We start from the raw sequence: 22,203 nt of genomic DNA, 5'->3' as shown, positions 1-22,203 counted from the left end.
ATTTTTCATCCAATAAAAAAGTGCAAGCCTTTAAAATAAGGCTTACACTTCTGCTGTATCTTCGGTACTGGCGTTTATCTGTTTGTTCAGATCAATCAAGCGATTTTTCATCTCAGCGATAACCAGGGCGCCAAACTCTTTCATCTTTTTTATAAGAGATTCAATTTGCTGCTGATCACGATTATCAGCCATTAGCATTGCTTTTGCTTCTTCAAATCCACGTTTAAATGGAGAAAGATTCATCATTTCCATTAGTGGAGTGTGTTTATGGTTTGTTTCACGGATGCCAGACAAATCATTCCTTCGTAAAAACGTTTCATAATTACCTGTTAGTTCGTTAACTGAATCAATGGCAATTTCAAGGAATTCTCTTAAGAAGTCAGGATTGTCTTCAGTTATCTCTAAAATCTTCGAAAAGTCTACCACTTCTTTATTCATGGTTTCCGGTTGAATTTGGATATCTGTAAACGTATGACTGTGATTTAAGCATTTCACAATGGTTAAATACAAATCATGCGGATCAAAAGGTTTAGTAAGATACGCATTCATTCCAACATTATAAACCCTATCTCGCACTTCTACTAAGGCTGCTGCTGAAAGTGCAATGATTGGCAATGATTTATATTTTTCTCCATCAAAAGAACGAATCTTTTGGGTTGCCTGGTAACCATCCATCTCAGGCATTAAAAGGTCCATTAAAACAATATCAAAGTTTACAACCTGAACCATTTCTATTGCCTTACGGCCATTGTTAGCAAAATATACCTCGGCATTCCATTTCAATAAAAACTTCTCTATTACAATTCGATTGGTCGAGTTGTCTTCAACCACCAAAATTTTCATTCCTGCCAATGAAGGCTTACCAACCGACTCTGAGTTGCCGATATTGGAAATCGATTTTCCTTTATATTTTTTCTGACGAAGGGTGAAATGGAATGTGGAACCTTTGTCCTTTTCACTTTTAACATAGATCTCGCTGTTCATTAATTTTAGCAAACGCTTGGTGATGGCCAAACCTAAGCCGGTACCGCCAAACTTACGGGTAGTTTCTGAACTGGCCTGTGTAAAATGCTCAAAAATGATATCAAGTTTATCAGGTGCTATTCCAATACCCGTGTCTGAAATTTCAAAGTACAGGTCAGCACAATCGTCTTCACACTGCAATTGCTTTACTTTAATAGTTACGCCCCCTGCTTCAGTAAATTTTATAGCATTGCCGATAAGGTTACTTAAAATCTGGGACAGTCGCGAAGGGTCGCCAATCACCAATTTGTGGAAAGTGTCAACTATTTCCATTTCAAGGTTAATACCTTTCAAATCCGACTGGTAAAGGAAAGAGTTGTATATATGATCGAGCAGGTCTTCCAGGTTATATGGAATGTTCTCAAAATCGATAACGCTTGATTCTATTTTATTATAATCGAGGATATCATTGATGATAGCAAGGAGATTTTCGGAAGAGAAACGAAGTGTTTCCAGTTTTTCAAGCTGTGCATCTTGCGTGTTTTCTTCTAACAACAAGTGCGTCATGCCAATTACAGCATTCAAAGGTGTTCGTATCTCATGACTCATTGTTGAAAGAAACTGTGATTTTATTGCCGCAGCGTGTTCTGCTTTAACTTTAGCTTCGATAAGTTCTTTCTCGAACTTTTTAATGTGCGTAATGTTTTTACCAAACATTGCCGCTCCAATTACTTCATGATGTTCGTTATAAATGGGGTTGAAAGAGGTTTCATAAAAAACTTTTTTACTCTCTCCATCAAATTCGTTTTGTTGTGTAAAACGCTCTCCGTTAAAGGCTCGCTGATAAAGTGTTCCCCAGAACTCATAATCCTGTACGCTAAAGTCGGCACGCACAGAGCGATCCTGGCTCATGTCAACACCATAGATTTCTTTCAGTCGTTTTCTAAACGCATTATTGGCAGTAATCAGTTTGTGTGAGGTATTGATTGACCAGATAGGTTCATCAATATTCTCAATTAAAGCCATCAGGTTCGACTCATTCTGCTTAATGGTTTGAGCAATTCTTCGTTGTTCGGTAATGTCATTGGCAAAGCAAATGTAACCGATCAGCTCTCCGAAGTTATCGTGAATGGCACTAATGTTTAACGTAACTGGCAGTAATTGGCCGTTTTTATGCATGAAATTACACTCCAGTTCACAAGGCATATCCAGTTTTGCCTTAATAGTAAAGGCATCCTCCAACGGAACCTCAAAGCCGAGTTCTTTAGAAAAACGCTCCGCGAAATCAATCCGTTCCATCGGAAGGGTGAGTATATTATTGCAGGTTTTTTGGTCCAACATCTCCTCAGCCCGGTAACCTAAGATCCGTTCTGCCGATTTATTAAAGATTTTAACATTGTGCCGTTCGTCTGTTACAATTACAGCGTATCCGGTATTATCTAAAATGGCTTTTTGGAGTTGTGCCATTTCATCAATGCGTTGCTCGTTTATTTTTTGTTGTGTAGTCTCAATTCCGTAGATGGTTACACCTTCAACCTCATTGTTCGAAATAATGGGCGTAAAAGCATATTGGAAATATTGCTTTTGGCCATTAAATTCCATGGCTAATTCTTCCGAAAAATAAACTCCGCTGAGTGCCTTGTCATACAGATCTTTCCATTTGTGATAATAAATGCTTCGCGATAAATGGGTGAGTAAGTTATAACCTTTTAAAGGTGTGAAATGATGTGTTTTCTGGAAATGCTTAAGGTACTTAAGATTGGAAGTAATGAATCGATAATCTCTGTCAATAGACCATACCAGCGCATCTGTATTCTCAAGCAAAGCGGTAAGATCAGCCTCTTTTTGTTGTAATTTCGATTCTAACCGTTTTTTCTCAGTAATGTCTTGAATAATGCCCGACAGCTTATATACTCTTCCGTTTTTATATTCGGGCTGACCTGAAATACGTGTGGTTATTTTGTGGTTTTGGGCGGTATAAAACTCCAGTTCAATGTCAAACGGCAAACCGGTATTTATCGACTCTACTGATGCATTGATCAGCTGTTCGTTGCTTTCACCGGTATTTCTCTTAATCGGAAAATAACTGTCGATATCGGAAGTAGGCAGAAGTTCAAATATCTTATATGTTTCCTCCGACCAAAGGATCTTATTTTGTTCAAGATCGTATTCCCAGCTTCCCAGGTGAGCAATGCTTTGCGAAATACGCAAAAACTCCTCACTCTTTTTAAGGCCTGTTTCCTGGTCGTTTCGGATCGAATCAATTTGGTTTAGCCGGTTCGCCGCCATAATAATTGCCGCCACCGACAGGATAATTACCGAAATAGTAATGATAATGATACTGATACCATATGGCAGAAAATTGTAAAAGTTACTTGCAAAGCGTAGTAAAAGCAAAAAGATAGGAATAAGAACAGCATTGGGAACCAATCGACGGGCAATTTTGCCGCCTTGAAGTTCGGATGATAATATCCTTACAAATCCTTTATCGGGATGAACAAATAAATAACCAAATCCTAATAAAGTATACAATACAGACGTGTTTAACGCCATTGGAGCGAAAAAAAACAGTTTTAAAAAACTGTTAAACTGAAAAACAAATCCAAGTAAACGGGTGCTCCCAAGAATTATTATAATTGAAAGCAGTGTTTGAACAGCTGCCGAAAACTTTCGTGTGAACATTAATGGAACGGCACATAGGAAGAGCATCAGGCAGGTAAGCCCAGCAGGAGACATCAATTTTATTGCTGAACCGGATAATGTTGTGCTGGTGCTTAGCAAATAATCAGCAATATAAAGCTTGCTGTTATAATACATTACCAGCGTGTAAGATACAATTACCCCAACGGTAATCAGTCCTAGGCCTATTATAATATATTGCCATAGTGAATATGGCTGACTTGATGATAAAATTAATAGAATAACACCTAAAATAGTCAAAGAAACAGCTGTTGCAGGTTTCATGGCAGCGTAATCTGCAAATACAGATGTTAAAACTGGAATATTAGTATACCATCCAATTAAGGCTAATACTGATATGATGATAGAGGCTATTGCTGCCAGCCTTGCAAAATTGATAAACTGGACTTTTGAATTCGTAGAGTTTTGTTCCATCCGCCGCGCTTGCAAAAAAGTTAATTAAATTTCCCAGAAGTATTGTAAGATGGCTAATATATAGAAAAATAAAAGTTTTCAAAGACCTAAAGCTTTGAAAATAATGCCAGTGGCAATGATTTCTCTTTTACTAAGCTTGTTGATTTAATCTTCAGAATAAGGAATTCAAAGAGGCCGTGTGGCTATTCTGAAGGGAAGACTTTAATACATTGTCGTAGTGTTTGATTCGATTAATGCCGCTTATTTGGGGCAATAAATAATTTTGTTTCCAAATTAAACGTTGAATAGTATAAACAAAACCCATTCAGAAACCTGAATAGTAAGTTTAATTTAATCCCTAGTAAAGGCCTTAAAGCAAGGTATAAAAGATATTTAAGTATATTCGCAACCAATTTTAACCGCAGCAAAAACCTCAATTGAATGAAGATCGCAGTTATAGGAACCGGCTATGTAGGTTTAGTAACCGGAACCTGCCTCGCAGAGACCGGTAATAATGTAATTTGTGTGGATATTGATGCCGCCAAGGTGGCAAAAATGCAGCAAAGCATTGTTCCATTTTATGAGCCTGACCTTGAAAGTTTGTTTAAACGTAATATCAATAACGGGACATTATCATTTACAACAAATCTTACTGAAGCGGTTAATGAATCACTGATCATTATATTGGCACTTCCAACGCCGCCAAGTGAAGATGGCTCCGCAGATCTTTCTTATGTGTTAAATACTGCCGAATCTATTGGCAAGGTGATGAACGATTATAAAATCATCGTTAATAAAAGTACCGTTCCTGTTGGAACAGCCGATAAGGTTCGTGAGATGGTAGCCGCTCATTCGAAGCATGAATTTGATGTGGTATCAAACCCTGAGTTCTTGCGGGAAGGTGTTGCGGTAAACGATTTCATGAAGCCTAACCGCATCATTGTAGGAACGCGATCTGAAAAGGTGAAAAAAATATTTGCTGAACTCTATGACCCATACATGCGTCAAGGCGAGCGCTTGATTTTTATGGATGAGCGCAGTGCCGAATTAACAAAGTATGCTGCCAACGCATTTTTAGCTACTAAAATTTCGTTTATGAATGAAATGGCTGGCTTATGCGAGATCCTGGGAGCAAATGTTGAGCAAATTCGCCGAGGAATAGGCATGGATGATCGGATCGGTAAACAGTTTTTGTATGCAGGTATTGGATATGGTGGGAGTTGTTTCCCTAAAGATGTTCAGGCTTTGGCAAAAACAGCAACTGAAATTGGTGGCGATTTTCGCATTGTTGATGCTGTAATGAAAACGAATTATGCTCAACGCGAAAAGTTTTTAGATAAAATCATTAACTACTTTGGCGCTAATCTAAAAGGTAAAAAAATGGCCTTTTGGGGTTTGGCCTTTAAACCGGAAACGGATGATTTGCGTGAAGCTCCGGCATTATACCTTATTGAAGAATTGCTGAAAGAGGGTGTGGAGATCGTAGCATATGATCCTGTGGCAATGGAAAATACGCAAAAGCAGCTAGGTGATAAAATCGGCTATGCTAAAAATCAGTATGAATGCCTGGAAAATGCCGATGCATTGGTAATCGTTACTGAATGGAAAAATTTCCGTAATCCTGATTTTGAGCAGATGGCCGCAAAGCTGAGCAACAAAGCAATTTTTGACGGCCGCAATCTTTATAATTTAGATCGAATGCAGGAACTGGGCTTTTACTATAACAGCATTGGCCGACAAGTTATCCAACCAGAATATTCAGTTATTAAGTAAAAATACCTCCATGAATAAAGTTCTTGTTACCGGTGGTACCGGGTATATTGGTTCGCATACCGTAGTAGAGTTGATCAAAGCTGGCTACGAAACTGTAATTGTCGATAATTTAAGTAACTCCGAGTTGTTTATTGTCGATCGTATTGAACAAATAACGGGTGTACGACCAAAGTTTTATCAGATCGATCTTTGTGAAAAAGAGATGGTAGAAGAGCTTTTTAAGATTGAAAGCGGCATTAATGCTGTTATCCACTTTGCTGCTTTTAAAGCGGTGGGTGAATCAGTAAGAGAACCTTTAAAATATTTCAGAAATAACAACCTTTCACTTATTAATCTGCTTGAAGTAATGGATGAAAGGGGTGTTAAAAATATAGTCTTCTCTTCATCAGCTACCGTATATGGCCAACCCGAAATATTGCCGGCTACTGAAGTAACTCCTCTTCAAAAAGCGCTTTCTGCTTATGGTAGCACAAAACAGATGGGCGAAGAAATGCTGGAGAAAGTATCGGCTGCAACCGAGATCAAATCAATAGCATTGCGTTACTTTAATCCGGTTGGCGCTCATGAAAGTGCCTTGATTGGAGAACTTCCGGTTGGAATTCCTAACAACTTAATGCCTTTTGTAACTCAAACAGGTATTGGTAAAAGAGAAGTGTTAACAATTTTCGGAAACAATTATGCCACATCAGATGGGACTTGTATCCGGGATTATATTCATGTGGTGGATCTAGCAAAAGCCCATGTTAAAGCTTGCGAACGTTTGCTGCAAGCTAAAACGGAAGAAAATTACGAAGTGTATAATCTTGGAACTGGCAAAGGAACTACCGTTTTAGAAATTGTGAATGCCTTTGAACGGGTTACTGGTCAGAAACTGAATTATATAATTGGAGAAAGACGTGAAGGTGATGTGGAATCTTTGTACGCTGAAACGAAATTGGCTAATCTTAAACTCGGATGGAAAGCGGAATTGGGCCTGGATGATATGTTAAGCTCCGCATGGGCTTGGGAAGTAAAATTACACGAAGGAACAGTAAACGCTTAACAATCATTTGCACATCAACATAAACAATAAATGAATAAAATATTAATTACAGGTGGAGCAGGATTTATAGGTTCGCACGTGGTGCGTTTGTTTGTAAACAAGTACCCAAATATCAATATATATAACCTTGATAAGCTTACTTATGCGGGTAACTTAATGAACCTTACTGATATTGAGCAAAAGGAAAACTATCACTTCGTTAAGGGCGATATTGTTGATGCAGCTTTTGTCAATGAATTGTTTGAAAAGGAACAGTTTGACGCGGTAATCCATTTGGCTGCCGAATCACATGTCGATCGTTCAATAGAAAATCCTTTGGATTTTGTGATGACCAATATTATTGGAACAGTTAATTTGTTAAATGCGGCAAAAAAGATATGGAAGCCTGTTTTGGGTGCAACTATGACTGATAAGCGTTTCTATCATGTTTCAACCGATGAAGTGTATGGCTCCTTAGGAGAAACCGGCATGTTTACAGAAACAACTGCTTATGATCCGCATAGTCCATACTCAGCTTCAAAAGCCAGTTCTGATCATTTTGTTCGTGCTTATGGCGATACATATGGACTTCCGGTGGTTATCTCAAATTGTTCAAACAATTATGGGCCTTACCATTTTCCAGAGAAATTAATTCCACTTTGTATCAATAACATTAAAAACAATAAACCATTACCGATTTATGGTAAAGGCGAAAATGTACGTGATTGGTTATTTGTTGAAGACCATGCCCGTGCTATTGATGTGGTATTTCATTCGGCTAAAAACAACAGTACTTATAATATTGGCGGACATAATGAATGGAAAAACATTGACGTAATTCGTTTGCTTTGCAAAATTATGGACAAAAAGTTGGGTCATGCTGACGGGACTTCTGAACAGCTGATCACTTTTGTGAAAGACCGTGCCGGCCATGATTTACGTTATGCCATTGACTCTACAAAGCTTCAGAATGAGTTAGGTTGGAAGCCTTCCTTACAATTTGAAGAAGGATTGGAGAAAACGGTTGATTGGTATTTGACAAATGAAGAGTGGTTGGAGCGGGTAACTTCAGGAGCATATCAGGATTATTATAATAAGCAATACGCTCATTAAAAAATAAGAAACCCACAAAGATCCATTTCTCTGTGGGTTTTTTGTTTTTAAACTATGCTTAGTAAAGTGATTTAAGTTCGAATCACTTAGTTGAAATGTTTTAATTGAAATTATTCGTAGCGTAAAGCCTCCACCGGATCTAAACGGGAAGCTTTAACTGCAGGATAGATGCCTGAAATAAGTCCCACTGCTACGCAAAGAGAAATACCTGCAAAAATCCAGAGCCAAGGAATTATAAAGCCTCCACCGATCAGTACAGATAAGCCATTTCCTGCCAGAATTCCAAGTGCAATACCACCGGCTCCGCCAATCAAACAAATTACAATAGCCTCGTATAAAAACTGTGAGCGAATTACTTTTGGTGTGGCTCCTAATGATTTTCTGATTCCAATTTCCCTTGTTCGTTCGGTTACTGAAACAAGCATTATGTTCATCAAACCAACAGATGCTCCCACAAGGGTTACACTACCAATAATAATAGCAGCAATTGTTAGATAGCTAACAATATCCAAAAACGTATTTGCTAAGGCGTCACTTTTTGTAATCTCGAAATTGTTTTCCTGGGCAATATTCAGGTGTCGGATGTTTCGCATTTTGGCGGTCGACTCACCAATGGCTGCTTCCATTTGCTGAGGTGTTTGAACACTCACCGTTATAGTATAGCTTTTATTCTGGCTTCCGGAGGTCATTTTTGCTCTTAACACTGGAATCAAGCAAAAGCGATCGCCGGGGCCTACGGCTGCGGTTCCTTTTTCGGCTAAAACACCTACTACTTTGTATTTATCGTTCCCAATGCTTAGTATTTTATTTATAGGATCGGTGTTCTCGAACAGGTTCTTTTTGATTTCGGCCCCAATAATTACAACGTTCCATCCGTTTTGAATCTCAGCATTCGAGAAATTTCGGCCCTCTCCTAATTTATAACCTGAGGTTAACAAGTAATTTTCATCTCCTCCGGTTACATTAATATTTGGATTGGTTTTTTTACCTCCGTATTTAATAATGGCATTCCAGGAGCTAACTGATGAAACAGAAACCATGCCGCCGTGATTGTAACTCTGTTTGAAAACTTGAGCTTCATCATATTTAATAGCTGGGAAACGCTTGGGGGCAGCGCCGCCTCCGCCAATCCGAATACCCATTCCACGATTACGTATGGTAAATGAATTAGAACCCATGCTTGCAAAGGTGTTATTGGCGAAGCTTTTTACTCCGTCTATGGCTGTAAGAATACCAACCAAGGCCATAATGCCTATAGAGATAATTAATGCCGTTAGGGTTGTACGAAGCTTATTGGCTTTGATCGACTGTATGCCTACTTTCAGATTTTCGCGTTGGTCCATCTTGTAAATTTCTAAATTAGAAATGATAAATGCGAATTATATAGTTGATGTTAATCTACCGAAATTAAACAAGTAAGTGATAAAGCGAAGCTTCTCACGAGAATTTTACAGGAAAAGAATTGGAATTAATAGGAGGGAAAAGATTGAGCAGGAAATAAAATAGAAAGGAGTTCAAAAATGAACTCCTTGTAAAGATATCTTAAGCAGAAAAAGAAGTTCCGCAACCACAAGTGCTGGTGGCATTTGGGTTATTAAAGGTAAACCCTCTTGAGTTTAATCCGTCTTGCCAATCCACTTGCATACCAACAAGGTATAAATTGTGGGCCTTGTTCAGAAAAACACGGATATCCTCGACATAAAATATCTCGTCTCCTTCTTTTTTCTTATCGAAACCAAGCACGTAATTCATGCCTGCACAACCGCCTCCTTCAACGCCTACGCGTAAGCCAAACTCTTCGGTAAGTTCCTTTTGCTCTATTAACTTCTTTAATTCCTTAATTGCTCCCTCAGTAAAAGTTACAGGGGCAAAAGTATTAGTAGTTGACTGAACTGTAGCTTCCATATAAATACTCTAAATTTTTTTACAAATATACATTGTAATTGTCATTTTTGTTTTTCGAATTAAAAGATGATGTTACTAGAAATTACAACCAACCAAATGTTATCTATTGGAGTTCCAATAGTTGGATTATTGATCCTATCGATTTTTACACTTAAAGAGTACTTTGGAAAGAAAAATAAAGATATTGGTGATCATGTGATGGAAATGCGTAAAAATGCACAAAATCAAACCTTGCCTTTACGTTTAGCCGCTTACGAACGATTAACCTTATTGATTGAGCGTATTACTCCAGCTAGTTTGTTTATTCGTATCTCTACTCACGGCTTAACAGCTGCCGATATGCAAGCCATCTGTTTGAACGAAATCAGAAATGAATTTGAACATAACCTTACACAACAGGTTTATGTTAGTGAAAAAGCATGGCAAGCTGTTAAAAAAACAAAAGACGAAACCATTCTGCTTATCAACACAATTGCGTCGGCAATGCCGATGGGCGCATCTGCTTTTGACTTGAGCAGAGCCGTTTTAGAACACGTTAGTCATTCAAACAGCGATCCGTATTCTCAAACCAATTCTTTACTGAGATCGGAAGTAAGCAAGTTGTATTAATTGTGCATTAGTAAGAACATTTGAAGAAGCGGAATGAAATGTTGGTTGGCAGAATATCGGGGGATATGATTAAATTTTGTTAACCAATAATTGCGTTCATTCAGTTATAACACCACAATCACCGTTATGAAGAAAATTACAACCACTTCAGGTATCGAAATAAAAGAACTTTATTCTGAAGCTAAGCCAATTACCGAAAAGCCAGGTGAGTTTCCGTTTACTAGAGGGATTCAACCTGATATGTATCGCGGAAAACTTTGGACAATGAGACAATATGCTGGATTTTCAACAGCTGAAGAATCCAACAAACGTTATCATTACCTGTTGCAAAACGGTACAATGGGTCTTTCCGTAGCCTTTGATTTGCCTACGCAGATAGGCTATGATTCTGATCATGAACTAGCTGAAGGAGAAGTTGGCAAAGTAGGTGTAGCTATTGATTCATTAAAGGATATTGAGATACTGTTTAATGGTATTGAACTGCAAAAGATCACCACTTCAATGACCATTAATGCTACGGCTTCTATTTTGCTGGCAATGTATATTGCATTAGCTAAAAAGCAGGGAGCCGATTTAAAGCAGATATCAGGGACTATTCAGAATGACATATTAAAGGAATACGCGGCTAGAGGAACTTATATCTATCCTCCAAAGCCATCAATGCGCATTATTACCGATATTTTTGAATACTGTAGCAAAGAATTACCTAAATGGAATACCATTTCTATTTCAGGGTACCATATTCGAGAAGCCGGTTCTACGGCAGTTCAGGAGTTGGCATTTACCCTGGCCAATGGCAAAGCGTATTTGAAAGCTGCCCTTGATGCAGGTTTAGAGATCAATGTATTTGCAAAGCGTCTCTCATTTTTCTTCAATTGTCACAATAACTTTTTTGAAGAGGTTGCCAAATTCAGGGCGGCTCGTCGTATGTGGGCACGTATTACCAAAGAGCTTGGAGCAACTGATGCAAGAGCGCAGCAATTACGTTTTCACACGCAAACCGGTGGTTCAACATTAACAGCCCAGCAACCACAAAATAATATTGTAAGGGTGGCAGTTCAGGCAATGGCGGCAGTGGTTGGGGGAACACAGTCATTACATACCAACGGATTTGATGAAGCTTTATCATTGCCTACTGAAGAGGCAGCCCGTATAGCGCTTAGAACACAACAACTGATTGCCTTTGAAAGCGGGGTTCCTGAAACGGTGGATCCGCTTGCCGGTTCTTACTTTGTTGAGTCACTGACTGATGAAGTGGAAACCGCTGCCTGGAAATACATTGAAGCTATTGATGCAATGGGAGGAGCAGTAACGGCTATTGAAGAAGGATATATTCAGCAACAGATTGCTGATGCTGCTTATCAATATCAAAAAGATGTAGAAACCGGTGATCGTATTATTGTTGGTGTAAACAAATTCCAGGTAGAAGAAGCTCCATTGGGAGAGGTGTTTAGAGTGGATGATTCGATCAGAACGGTGCAAATGGATAAGCTTAAGCAATTAAAAGCCGAGCGTAACAATGAAGCTGTTGCACAGTCGCTGATGGCTTTAGAACAAGCGGCAAAAGATGGGTCAAATTTAATGCCATTCATTTTGCAATCCGTTGAGCATTACGCTACTTTGGGTGAAATTGCCAATGTGTTGAGAGGCGTTTTTGGGGAGTTTTAGGTATAATATTATGTTAACTTTAGAGAATGTAATTTAACTTTACATTAACTTCTAGCCATAATTAACAAATAAAAAATATCAACATTCAATTATGTGAATAAGGCCTGATTGAGGCTGAAAAACCGCGTTTTTAATATCAATAATGCGGTTTTTTGTTATTTTCAAAAAAACTTTTTTATCCACATTTTTTGTTCTATACTTGAAAAACGAACGGGGAAGCTTGCTCTCATTTCCCACTCATTCAAAATCAATATTTTATACTGTTTTACCTAATGAATATGGATAGAACTTGTCATTCTGTGTGGGAGAACTGTCTCAAAATTATCAAGGATAATGTCCCGACCCAAAGTTTTAAAACTTGGTTCGAGCCAATTAAGGCCTTGAAGTTAGATACCAATGTTCTCACTATACAAGTGCCTAGCGTTTTCTTCTATGAATGGTTAGAGGAGCACTATGTTTCCTTGCTTCGCAAAACCATTAAGCATCAGCTTGGGGCGGAAGGTCGTTTGGAGTATAATATAGTGATGGACAAATCTTCAGGTTCAAAAAATCCGTACACGGTTAACTATCCAACTAATAACAATGGAGAGTTAAAGAATCAGCCTGTACCTATGCCTGTAAACATTAACGAGTCGATAAAAAATCCATTCGTTATCCCGGGATTAAAAAAGCTGAATATCGATCCTCAGTTAAATGCCAAATACTCTTTTGATAATTTTGTAGAAGGAGAATGCAATCGTTTGGCACGATCAGCTGGCTTTGCGGTTGCGCAAAAACCAGGAGGAACTTCATTTAATCCATTGTTCATTTATGGGGGAGCCGGTTTAGGCAAAACCCACCTTGCACAAGCTATTGGATCATCAGTAAAAACAATGTATCCTGATAAGCTTGTTCTATATGTTCAAGCTGAAAAATTCGGACAACAATTTGTCGACTCGCTTAAGAATAATACCATTAACGACTTTGTTAACTTTTATCAGTTAATAGATGTTTTAGTGGTTGACGATGTGCAGTTTTTCTCCGGAAAAGAAAAAATGCAGGATATTTTCTTTACCATTTTTAATCATTTGCATACCAGCGGTAAGCAAATTATTATGACTTGTGATAAAGCTCCAAAGGACCTGGTAGGATTGGAAGAGCGTTTATTATCTCGTTTTAAATGGGGATTATCGGCCGATTTACAAGTGCCGGATATTGAAACACGTGTTTCTATTTTACAGATGAAGATGAAAGCCGATGGTATTCAACTTCCTCAGGATGTAATTGAATACGTAGCTCATAACATTGATAATAACATCCGTGAGCTGGAAGGTGCTTTAATTTCGTTGCTTGCACATTCAACTTTAAATAGAAAAGAAATTGATTTGCCTTTGGCTAAGCAAATGCTTAAAAACTTTATTAAGCATTCAACCAAAGAAATTTCAATGGAATCTATTCAGAAATTGGTTTGTGAGTATTTTGAGATTCCGTTGGAAATGGTAAAATCAAAAACCCGCAAGCGCGAGATTGTTCAGGCCCGTCAAATCTCTATGTATTTGGCTAAAAGCCACACTAAAGCATCACTTAAATCAATCGGACAGTTTTACGGGGGCCGTGATCACTCTACTGTGATCTATGCATGTCAAACTGTTGAAGACTTGATTGAAACCGATAAGAAATTTAAAAACTGGGTACAAGACATTCAAAAGAAGCTCAAAATGAGCTAATGCAAGAATATACTTAATGAGTTTTATATGTAAAGCCTTTCTGGATTATCAGAAAGGCTTTTGTTTTTTATTGGATCAAAAAAAAGTCTGTTAAATCTGTTTAATTTTAAACTGATCACTAATACTATTAACGATCACTTTTTATTAAATCTTGATCTAACAGACTAAATCACCAAGAATAAATAACAATGTTATTCCTGATTTTAAAACCTAACCTGTACCTCGGTTTGGCAGAAACATCCAGAATATTAACTTCTGTGGTACTGTTTATTACACCTGATTCCCATCAGGGAGAATAAAGTTAGTAAATTACTGATAATGAATCAATTATATTTTAAAATTTCTAAAACACTTTACCAGCTATCTCCAGCTCCACCGCCGCCAAAATCACCACCTCCAAAGCCTCCGAAATCACCACCTCCACCACTAAAATCACCCCAGTCACCGCCTCCACTGTTTCTGCCACTGTTGCCCATCATGCTCATTAATAACCAAAACGGTAAACTTGAGCCGGAGCCACGGTTACCAATTTGCTGGTAACTTCTTTTTCTAAATAGTGAAAAGATGATGATAAAACCCAAAACAACAAAAAACACCCAACTGCCCGATCCTTTGCCCTTTTTCTTAGAAACCACATCATCCTTATCAACCTTATATTCTCCTGAAGCAAACTTCATGATAGCATCGGTTCCGTCATCAATTCCCTTAAAATAATTGCCGGCTTTAAACTCGGGTTTAATAATGGTTGAGGTTATCCGTTTGGCGTAGGCGTCAGGCAGCGCACCCTCTAATCCGTAACCAACAGCAATGAATACCTTACGGTCACCTATTGAAACTAGCAGTACAACACCATTTCGCTTATCTTTTTGGCCTACACCCCATTCATGGCCCAATCTGGTAGCATAATCAGCAATTTCATAGCCGTTTAATGATGGAATGATAACCACTGCAATTTGATTGGATGTTGAATCATTATAAGCTACTAGTTTTCGTTCCAGCTGATCCTTCTGTTCGATCGTTAAAGTTTGCGTATAGTCGTTTACCAAACGCATAGGGTTGGGGACTTTCGGAATATCCTGGCCGAATAGTATTGTTGCAAGTAAAAGGAATAAAGAGCTTAGAAATAATTTAAGTTTATTCATTGCCAAAAAATATATCGTCAGAAAGTTCATTAATATTGTCAGTTACCGGAGGAAAGAATTTAGCCAGTGCTTTTCCGGCTTTTTCAATTCCCTGAACCAGCCCTTCAACCAGTAAGCCTTGTTTAAAAGAATTCAGCATCACTTCCTTGGTTTCATGCCAAAAACCAAAATCTATTTTCATATTAATGCCTACATCCCCAATAATGGCAAACTTACGGTCTTCGGTGGCTAGGTAAATAAGTACACCATTACGCTGGCTGGTTTTATGCATTTCCAATTGCTTAAAATAATAAGCCGCACGATCCAACACATCAATATTGCAATGTTTTTCAATGCAAACCCGTATCTCTCCCGAAGTTATTGATTCCGCTTTTTTGATAGCTTCTTTAACAGTTTTCCGGTTTTGTTCTTCTAGTAAAGGCATGTTGAAATAATTAAATTGAGCTAAAACACATTGCCCCTTTCAATTCGAAAGGGGCAATGTTTATTTTCTTAATTAAAACTGAACGGTTGGAGCTTTTTCACTGCCTGCCTGAGCCTGGAAGTAAGGTTTTTCGGCAAATCCAAACATGCCTGCAAATAAATTACTCGGAAAGCTTTTAACCTTTTTATTATAGCTTCCTGTTAATTCGTTGAACCTGTTGCGTTCTGTAGCAATTCGGTTTTCGGTGCCTTCAAGCTGTGCCTGTAATTCCAAAAAGTTTTGGTTCGCTTTTAAATCCGGATATTTTTCAACTACCACCATTAATCGGCTTAAAGCTGATCCTAAGCCATCCTGTGCTTGTTGGAACTTCTGAAAAGTTTCTGGTGTTAATTTGCTGGCATCAACGTTTACAGCTGTCGCTTTTGAACGAGCCTCAATTACTTGAGTCAGTGTTTCTTTTTCAAAATTGGCATAACCTTTTACCGTATTCACTAAGTTAGGAATCAGGTCGGCCCTACGTTGATAAACGTTCTGAACCTGTCCCCATTGTTGTTGAACATCCTGGTCAAGAGTAACCATTTTATTATATCCGTTGCATGCACTTACTCCAAAGATAAGTGCTAAGATGGCGATTACGCCAAGTACAATTTTATTCATAGAATTAGTATAATTTCCAATCAAATCTACAAAATTTATGCAAGGGCATTAATACGCTTTAATTCTTTTAATTTTGCTGCGATTTCAGAATAACTATCTGACAAAAATTATGATTAAAGACCTTGAACTGACAATTCTGCCTGATTCTATTAATGATCAGCAGAATATCCTAAAACAAATCTCTAACGAGCTTAAGCTTTCTATAAAACGCATTTTGGGGTTTACCATCGATAAACGCTCTATTGATGCCCGTTCAAAAATTACCGTTTACCGGATTAAGGTAAAGGTTTATATAGATGAAGCTGCACCTGCTGCTCAAACATTTCATTCTGAGTATAAAAATGTAAAGGATAAACCTGTTGTATTGGTAATTGGTGCTGGTCCGGCGGGCATATTTGCTGCCTTACGTTTAATAGAACTCGGATTGAAGCCAATTGTATTGGAAAGAGGGAAAGACGTTAAAACTCGTCGTCGCGATTTGGCTGCTATCAATAAAGAAGGAGTTGTTAATCCGGAAAGCAATTATTGTTATGGTGAAGGTGGTGCCGGGACTTATTCGGATGGTAAATTGTACACTCGTTCAACCAAGAGAGGTGATGTAAATAAAGTGCTCGAAACATTTGTAGCCTATGGAGCTACCGATGATATCTTAATAGACGCCCGCCCCCACATAGGCACCAACAAGCTGCCGCAAATTATTGTGGCTATGCGCGAAAGCATTCTGAATGCAGGTGGTGAAGTTCATTTTGATACTAAAGTAATTGATTTTGATGTTGAGTTTGGTGCAATAAAGCAAGTGAAAACCAATAATGGTAGTTTTAAAGCCGATCATGTTATTTTGGCCACAGGGCATTCGGCACGCGATATTTTCTATCTCCTTCATCAAAAAAATATCTTAATAGAAGCTAAGGCTTTCGCATTGGGTGTGCGTATTGAGCACCCTCAGACCTTAATTGATAAGGCGCAGTACCGTTGTGAGGTTCGTCATGATAATCTTCCTCCGGCCTATTATAGTTTAGTAGAACAAGTGAACGGTCGGGGCGCTTTTTCTTTTTGCATGTGTCCGGGTGGAATAATCGCCCCTTGTGCCACCGATCATAATGAAATTGTGGTAAACGGCTGGTCGCCTTCAAAAAGAAATAACCCGTATGCTAATTCCGGGACGGTTGTGCAGGTAAATCTTGAAGATATAAAAAATGGTTTTGACGATCCTTTAGCGGCGTTAAAGTTTCAACAACAGATAGAACAAACTGCTTTTAATGTAGCAGGAGGTAGTTTAAAGGCTCCCGCGCAACGCATGGTCGACTTTGTAAATAAAAAAGTTTCAACCAATCTGCCTGATTGTTCTTACCTGCCTGGAATTGTCAGCGCCGACCTTTATACAGTTTTGCCAGCTTTTGTTACCGAGAGTTTAAAACAAGCATTGCCTTTGTTCGATAAAAAGATGAGAGGTTATTTTACTAACGAAGCTGTTTTGGTAGGTGTTGAATCGAGGACCTCTTCACCAGTAAGAATTCCACGCGATAAAGAGACACTGCAGCATCCTCAGGTTAAAGGACTTTATCCATGCGCCGAAGGAGCCGGTTACGCTGGAGGAATTGTGTCGGCTGCAATTGATGGAATTAAATGTGCCGAAGCCGCTTTTACTGCCATCAATGGATAATTTCTTGGACTAAAAAAGAATTGCCTTAAACTTCTTTGATAATAAAGCGTTAATTTTATTGAAAAGGAGGCATATATGGAAAAGCAATTGAATTTTATTAAAGCATTGCGCGAAGTTGCTGATGATATAGCAACTAGTCCTAAATACCAATGGGGGCATATGGGAAAGTGTAATTGTGGTTTTTTAGCTCAAAAGCTAACAGGTCTTACTTCCGCCCAAATCCATCGAAATGCCATGGCTCGAAGAGGAGATTGGTCGGACCAACTGAATGATTACTGTCCAAATTCCGGTTATCCTATTGATCATATAATTTTCAATTTGCTTCAGGCAGGCTTAAAAGTCGAAGATCTTGCTCATCTCGAACGTTTATCTGATCAGAAAATTTTAAATAGAATTTCTGAAAATCATAAGCCGCTATATTTTAACCAAGCCGCAGATGTTTCTTTATATATGAAAGCTTGGGCCGATAAGTTGGAAGATGAGGTTCTTTCAACGGTTAAAGTCCAATCCTTAACTAATCTTTTGCTAACTAATAATTCGTCATCAAAACCCATCTACCTGCAACATTAGTATGTCTCAAAAACAACAGTTAATTAAAGAACTCGATGCGGCGATAAAGGGCGAGCCATGGCATGGGCCTTCGCTAAAGCAAATTTTGAAGGATATTTCTCCTATTGATGCAATCAAGCGGCCAATTGCTAATGCCCATTCAATAGCGGAGCTTGTTTTACATATTCTTGCATGGACGGAAGAGGTTTCGGAACGGTTGGAAGGTAAGTCTCCTTCAGATCCTAACAGAGGTGATTGGCCCGTTTTGGATAATACCAATGCTGAAAATTGGAGCAGGATTCTTTCTGAATTGATGAATGCACATCAGATTCTGATAAATAATATCATTGATTTCCCTGATGGTGATTTTGATAAAGTTGTTGGCAATGACAGGGATGCTCCTTTGGGAACGGGAATTTCCTTTGCCGAAATGCTGCATGGCCTTGCTCAGCATCATGCCTATCATGCAGGGCAAATAAGTTTACTCTCAAAATTCAATCAATAGCTTGTTCAATAACAATATATTTTATGTCGGAAAAGAAAACCCTCGTACTAGGCGCCTCAACAAATCCCGAACGATATGCATTTAAAGCCGTAAACAGATTAGTACAGCACCATCATCCGGTAGTGGCCGTCGGGTTAAAGGAAGGAGCGATAGCTGGTGTGGAGATTGAAAAACCTGGAACTATTCATTCTGACATTAATACTATTTCCCTTTATGTAGGCCCCGCTCATCAAGCGGTTTATTATGATTATATTCTGAAAACAAATCCCCAACGAGTGATCTTTAATCCAGGAACTGAAAATGCTGAACTACAGCAAATGCTCACTGAAAAAGGCATCGGCTATGAGCATGCCTGTACACTAGTTTTGCTTTCTATCGGCGATTATTAATTGGTTAAGAACGCTAATACGGTTAATTAAAAGATGATAACCAGCAAATAGGCCTCAACATAAGCCTTTAGGATAAGAAGTTGTACTAATACAACATTTCCTTATTTTTGGCCATGATGAAAAAGGAGCAATTTGAAATAGATTTGGTGTATTTGTGGGTAGATGGAAACGATCCTCAATGGCAGGCAAAAAAGGCTGCATTAACAAATCAACCCTATGATAATTCCGAAGCAAACAGTAAAGCCCGATACATTAATAACGATGAATTAAAGTATGCGCTGCGTTCGGCTGAAAAATATGTGCCTTGGATCCGACAGATCTTTATAGTTACTGATAATCAAAAACCAGATTGGCTAAATACTGATAATCCAAAGATTAAGGTAATTGACCACAAAGAAATTATACCTGCTGAAGCATTACCTTGCTTTAACTCCAGCGTAATTGAATATTTCATACATAAAATACCAGGTCTGTCTGAGCATTTCCTGTTTGCCAATGATGACATGTTTTTTAATGACTTCCTTCAGCCCGATTTCTTTTTTACTGAAGAGGGCTTGCCGATTGTACGTTTGAAAAGGAAATTCTTTGGAAAATGGCACAATCGTTTGGAACTGCTGTTTAAAGACTTGGGACAATACGCCAAAATGTTAATGGATTCTTCAATTTTGGTGGAGCAAAAGTTCGGGAAACATTATTCAAGCGTTCCTCATCATAATATTGATGCTTACCGTAAATCCGATTATAAGAATGCAGTGGAAGATGTATTTAATGAGCAGGTGAAAAAGTCACAGGTGAATCATATACGCACTTACGGTGATTTGCATCGTTCTGCTTTTACTTATTACTCACTTGCAATTAACCATGCTGTATTAAAACATGTAACGCGCAGCGAGTCGAGCAGAATATTAGTTAGCCGTCATGACTTTCAGAAATACCTGGATCAAAATAAACCAAAGCTCTTTTGCTTAAATGATGATCAGCGGGTTAAAGATGAAAGAAGGGAAAAGATTAAACCATTTCTGGAACATCTTTTCCCTTTAAAATCTGCTTTTGAAAAATAACTAAGCAGGTATTCTATAATTCAAAGCTCGATTTCTTCGGTAAAATGCTTTCAAAAGCTGAATTTACGCTCTCCATGGTTTCTTCAAAATTGGTAATGTGTTCATTATCGTTAATACACACCAATTTATAAGATTGCTCGCGGATAGCTTTAACTGCTTTCTTGGTTTTAAATAAGAGCGGGAACATTTTGGTATCCTGGTACGTATTGTAAGCATTAAAGTTCGACTTGCAAATTTGCCAGGTTCTAAAAAGCTCTTGCGTAAAATCTTCTGGGCTTCTGAACTTGTGAACCGACATTGCTGTTAATTCTTTTCCTACTTTTCCCCAAACCTCTTCATAAGTGCTTTTTAAATAAGGCTGAGCATTATGCGGCGTACGTAAAGTGATAAATTTGTTATAAAAAGACATTAAACGAGTTATCCTTGCCCTGCTGCCATATGATGGGTGAAACCACTTATCGTGATCTCTTTTCATTACCTCTTTTTTATTAAAGAACTTATTGATGATGGCAATATTGTTTTTAAGGCACTTGCTCCATAATGATAAACCTAGGTTAGTACGGAATGCCGCAATATCATTAGGTAAGCCATTTTTGAAGAATCGTTCTTTCGTTATATTATTAATAATGAAGAAATCATCGTTGAAATACACAAAGTGCTCAGCTATGTTCGGGATCTTGTGAAAGTAAATCTCAATTAAACTCGAATTGAAACAAGGTAAAAACTGCTTTGGAATATAATCCTCATGATTTACCATTTGAATTTTCGGATGATTAATATCTAACCACTCCGGGTGTTGGCCACATGTTACGAAATGAATCTTTCTCACCCACGGCGCAAACTCTTCTACTCCTCTGAACCAATATTTAAGAAAACCATAATCCCTAAATCGTGCTACCGATACTTCATTTTTTGTGTTATCAATTTTACCCGAGTAGGTCGCAAAATCCTTTTGCCATTTCGGATCATTCATATCTACCCAGGTAATTACAAAGTCTATATCCATAAAGTTGTATTCTTTTATAATGGTACTTAATTATAACAGGGCCAAATGTACAGGTATTGCAACGAATAAGCAATCAGCCTGCTGTTATAGCATTAGTGTATTACTATTATATAAAACCAATGCGCTTTATTTATATAGTATAGATAGGTAAGTAAGCGCTCGTTTCATTTCTGTTTACATCATGTGGTCCTACTTTCTCGTAGCAAGCTTTTCTTTTAACCAGTGCACTTTATTTATATAGTATATTATATAGATAAGTAAACGCCAGTTCTATTTCTGTCAACTTTTTACGGTCCTTCTTTCCGTTGCAAGCCTTTTACCCTTGCTGGGGGGCTTCGCACAAGGGCTTTCCACTGCAATCAGGTTTAATTTTGGGGCAAACGGAGCCATTTAGAGCCGTCACAAGGGGTGTGCTATAACTTTTTCTCTCACACGATCAGCTCTTTAGGGAATGTATTGGCTAAAAAGGGAAAAAGAGTTTGGTGGGGGGGATAAAGTTTCTACCTTTGCACTCCGCAATCGGAAGGAGGGCGGAAAGGTTTGAAAGGGTGGTTGACTGGCAGGAGAGGGGAAAGCGATAAGGGAAGCAGGTCAGAAAAAAGGGTTCAAAATTATTTTAAAATAAATTTGGCAGAGACGATAAAAAGTTTCACCTTTGCACTCCCGAAACGGGGAAGAAACTTCGGTCAACGGACAGAAGGAATGAATTGAAAAACGGGCATAGCGATGAAGAGGAAGCAGAAAGGCGGGAAAAAAAATAAAAAATAATTCTTGCGAAAATAAAAAAGAAGCTTACCTTTGCAGCCCCGCTGAGACGGAAGGTCGGAAGCGAAAAAAAATGAAAAGAAGGATAAAGGGAAGCTGATCGAAAGAAAGGCAAACAGGTTCGACTCCTGAAGTATCCACGAAGAACTAACAATGGTTAGTTCAAAGTTCTTTGAAGAGATGAGAATAGC

Annotated in this window: 18 protein-coding genes; 11 read left to right on the top strand and 7 right to left on the bottom strand. The window is 38.3% G+C overall.

Annotation, left to right across the window (positions count from 1 at the left end; all coding sequences use genetic code 11):
* Positions 1 to 42: 42 nt before the first annotated feature.
* Positions 43 to 4,077, bottom strand: coding sequence for an ATP-binding protein (locus tag C3K47_RS18345; protein WP_103790621.1), 4,035 nt, complete (start codon positions 4,075 to 4,077; stop codon positions 43 to 45).
* Positions 4,078 to 4,497: 420 nt separating this feature from the next.
* On the opposite strand from C3K47_RS18345, the gene C3K47_RS18340 reads away from it, so the two are divergent.
* From C3K47_RS18340 to rfbB, 3 genes are read left to right on the top strand one after another with little or no spacing between them, the layout of a single operon-like run.
* Entirely contained in the window at positions 4,498 to 5,829 is a 1,332-nt protein-coding gene (locus C3K47_RS18340) for a UDP-glucose dehydrogenase family protein (protein ID WP_103790620.1), read from the top strand.
* Between the two features lie 10 nt (positions 5,830 to 5,839).
* Entirely contained in the window at positions 5,840 to 6,871 is a 1,032-nt protein-coding gene (galE, locus tag C3K47_RS18335) for a UDP-glucose 4-epimerase GalE (protein WP_103790654.1), read from the top strand.
* A gap of 30 nt (positions 6,872 to 6,901) precedes the next feature.
* On the top strand, positions 6,902 to 7,963 hold the full coding sequence (gene rfbB, locus C3K47_RS18330; RefSeq protein ID WP_103790619.1) for a dTDP-glucose 4,6-dehydratase: 1,062 nt from the start codon (positions 6,902 to 6,904) through the stop codon (positions 7,961 to 7,963).
* A 110-nt stretch (positions 7,964 to 8,073) separates the two neighbouring features.
* On the opposite strand, the gene C3K47_RS18325 is transcribed toward rfbB, so the two are convergent.
* Together C3K47_RS18325 and C3K47_RS18320 are read right to left on the bottom strand one after the other, a co-directional pair.
* Positions 8,074 to 9,306 (bottom strand): ABC transporter permease, encoded by a 1,233-nt coding sequence (locus tag C3K47_RS18325; RefSeq protein ID WP_103790618.1) that lies wholly within the window; start codon positions 9,304 to 9,306, stop codon positions 8,074 to 8,076.
* Positions 9,307 to 9,505: 199 nt separating this feature from the next.
* Complete coding sequence (locus C3K47_RS18320; RefSeq protein WP_103790617.1) at positions 9,506 to 9,868, bottom strand: HesB/IscA family protein; 363 nt, start codon at positions 9,866 to 9,868, stop codon at positions 9,506 to 9,508.
* A 66-nt stretch (positions 9,869 to 9,934) separates the two neighbouring features.
* Between C3K47_RS18320 and C3K47_RS18315 the strand changes: the two genes are divergently transcribed.
* From C3K47_RS18315 to dnaA, 3 genes are all read left to right on the top strand, one after another.
* Positions 9,935 to 10,477: a DUF7935 family protein gene (locus tag C3K47_RS18315; RefSeq protein WP_165784736.1), complete on the top strand. Its 543-nt coding sequence runs from the start codon at positions 9,935 to 9,937 to the stop codon at positions 10,475 to 10,477.
* A 126-nt stretch (positions 10,478 to 10,603) separates the two neighbouring features.
* On the top strand, positions 10,604 to 12,145 hold the full coding sequence (locus tag C3K47_RS18310; protein WP_103790615.1) for an acyl-CoA mutase large subunit family protein: 1,542 nt from the start codon (positions 10,604 to 10,606) through the stop codon (positions 12,143 to 12,145).
* Between the two features lie 278 nt (positions 12,146 to 12,423).
* Entirely contained in the window at positions 12,424 to 13,851 is a 1,428-nt protein-coding gene (dnaA, locus tag C3K47_RS18305) for a chromosomal replication initiator protein DnaA (protein WP_103790653.1), read from the top strand.
* Between the two features lie 353 nt (positions 13,852 to 14,204).
* Here the strand turns inward: dnaA and C3K47_RS18300 are convergent, their stop codons facing one another.
* The 3 genes from C3K47_RS18300 to C3K47_RS18290 form a co-directional block, all read right to left on the bottom strand.
* Positions 14,205 to 14,993 (bottom strand): TPM domain-containing protein, encoded by a 789-nt coding sequence (locus tag C3K47_RS18300; RefSeq protein ID WP_103790614.1) that lies wholly within the window; start codon positions 14,991 to 14,993, stop codon positions 14,205 to 14,207.
* Positions 14,986 to 15,417: a TPM domain-containing protein gene (locus tag C3K47_RS18295; protein WP_103790613.1), complete on the bottom strand. Its 432-nt coding sequence runs from the start codon at positions 15,415 to 15,417 to the stop codon at positions 14,986 to 14,988. Before C3K47_RS18295 ends, C3K47_RS18300 begins: the two co-directional genes overlap by 8 nt.
* Before the next feature lie 72 nt (positions 15,418 to 15,489).
* A complete protein-coding gene (locus tag C3K47_RS18290) occupies positions 15,490 to 16,074 on the bottom strand; it encodes a LemA family protein (RefSeq protein ID WP_103790612.1) in 585 nt (194 codons plus the stop codon).
* 109 nt (positions 16,075 to 16,183) lie between these two features.
* Here C3K47_RS18290 and C3K47_RS18285 point away from each other — a divergent pair, with 109 nt between their 5' ends.
* The 5 genes from C3K47_RS18285 (at position 16,184) to C3K47_RS18265 (ending at position 20,241) form a co-directional block, all read left to right on the top strand.
* Positions 16,184 to 17,737: an NAD(P)/FAD-dependent oxidoreductase gene (locus C3K47_RS18285; protein ID WP_103790611.1), complete on the top strand. Its 1,554-nt coding sequence runs from the start codon at positions 16,184 to 16,186 to the stop codon at positions 17,735 to 17,737.
* Between the two features lie 75 nt (positions 17,738 to 17,812).
* Positions 17,813 to 18,307, top strand: a complete 495-nt coding sequence (locus C3K47_RS18280; RefSeq protein ID WP_103790610.1) for a hypothetical protein — start codon at positions 17,813 to 17,815, stop codon at positions 18,305 to 18,307.
* A 1-nt stretch (position 18,308) separates the two neighbouring features.
* Positions 18,309 to 18,791 carry a DinB family protein gene (locus C3K47_RS18275; protein WP_103790609.1) on the top strand — a complete coding sequence of 161 codons (483 nt, stop codon included), beginning with the start codon at positions 18,309 to 18,311 and terminating at the stop codon, positions 18,789 to 18,791.
* Positions 18,792 to 18,814: 23 nt separating this feature from the next.
* Positions 18,815 to 19,180: a CoA-binding protein gene (locus C3K47_RS18270; RefSeq protein ID WP_103790608.1), complete on the top strand. Its 366-nt coding sequence runs from the start codon at positions 18,815 to 18,817 to the stop codon at positions 19,178 to 19,180.
* Positions 19,181 to 19,293: 113 nt separating this feature from the next.
* Positions 19,294 to 20,241 carry a Stealth CR1 domain-containing protein gene (locus C3K47_RS18265; RefSeq protein ID WP_103790607.1) on the top strand — a complete coding sequence of 316 codons (948 nt, stop codon included), beginning with the start codon at positions 19,294 to 19,296 and terminating at the stop codon, positions 20,239 to 20,241.
* Between the two features lie 13 nt (positions 20,242 to 20,254).
* Here C3K47_RS18265 and C3K47_RS18260 read toward each other — a convergent pair whose 3' ends face one another.
* Positions 20,255 to 21,247, bottom strand: a complete 993-nt coding sequence (locus C3K47_RS18260; protein ID WP_103790606.1) for a stealth family protein — start codon at positions 21,245 to 21,247, stop codon at positions 20,255 to 20,257.
* Between the last annotated feature and the right edge of the window lie 956 nt (positions 21,248 to 22,203).

Source organism: Solitalea longa (assembly GCF_002920915.1).
GTDB classification, from domain to species: domain Bacteria; phylum Bacteroidota; class Bacteroidia; order Sphingobacteriales; family Sphingobacteriaceae; genus Solitalea; species Solitalea longa.
The sequence above is the reverse complement of the archived record's forward strand: the minus strand, read 5'-3'. Positions and strand labels throughout refer to the sequence as shown.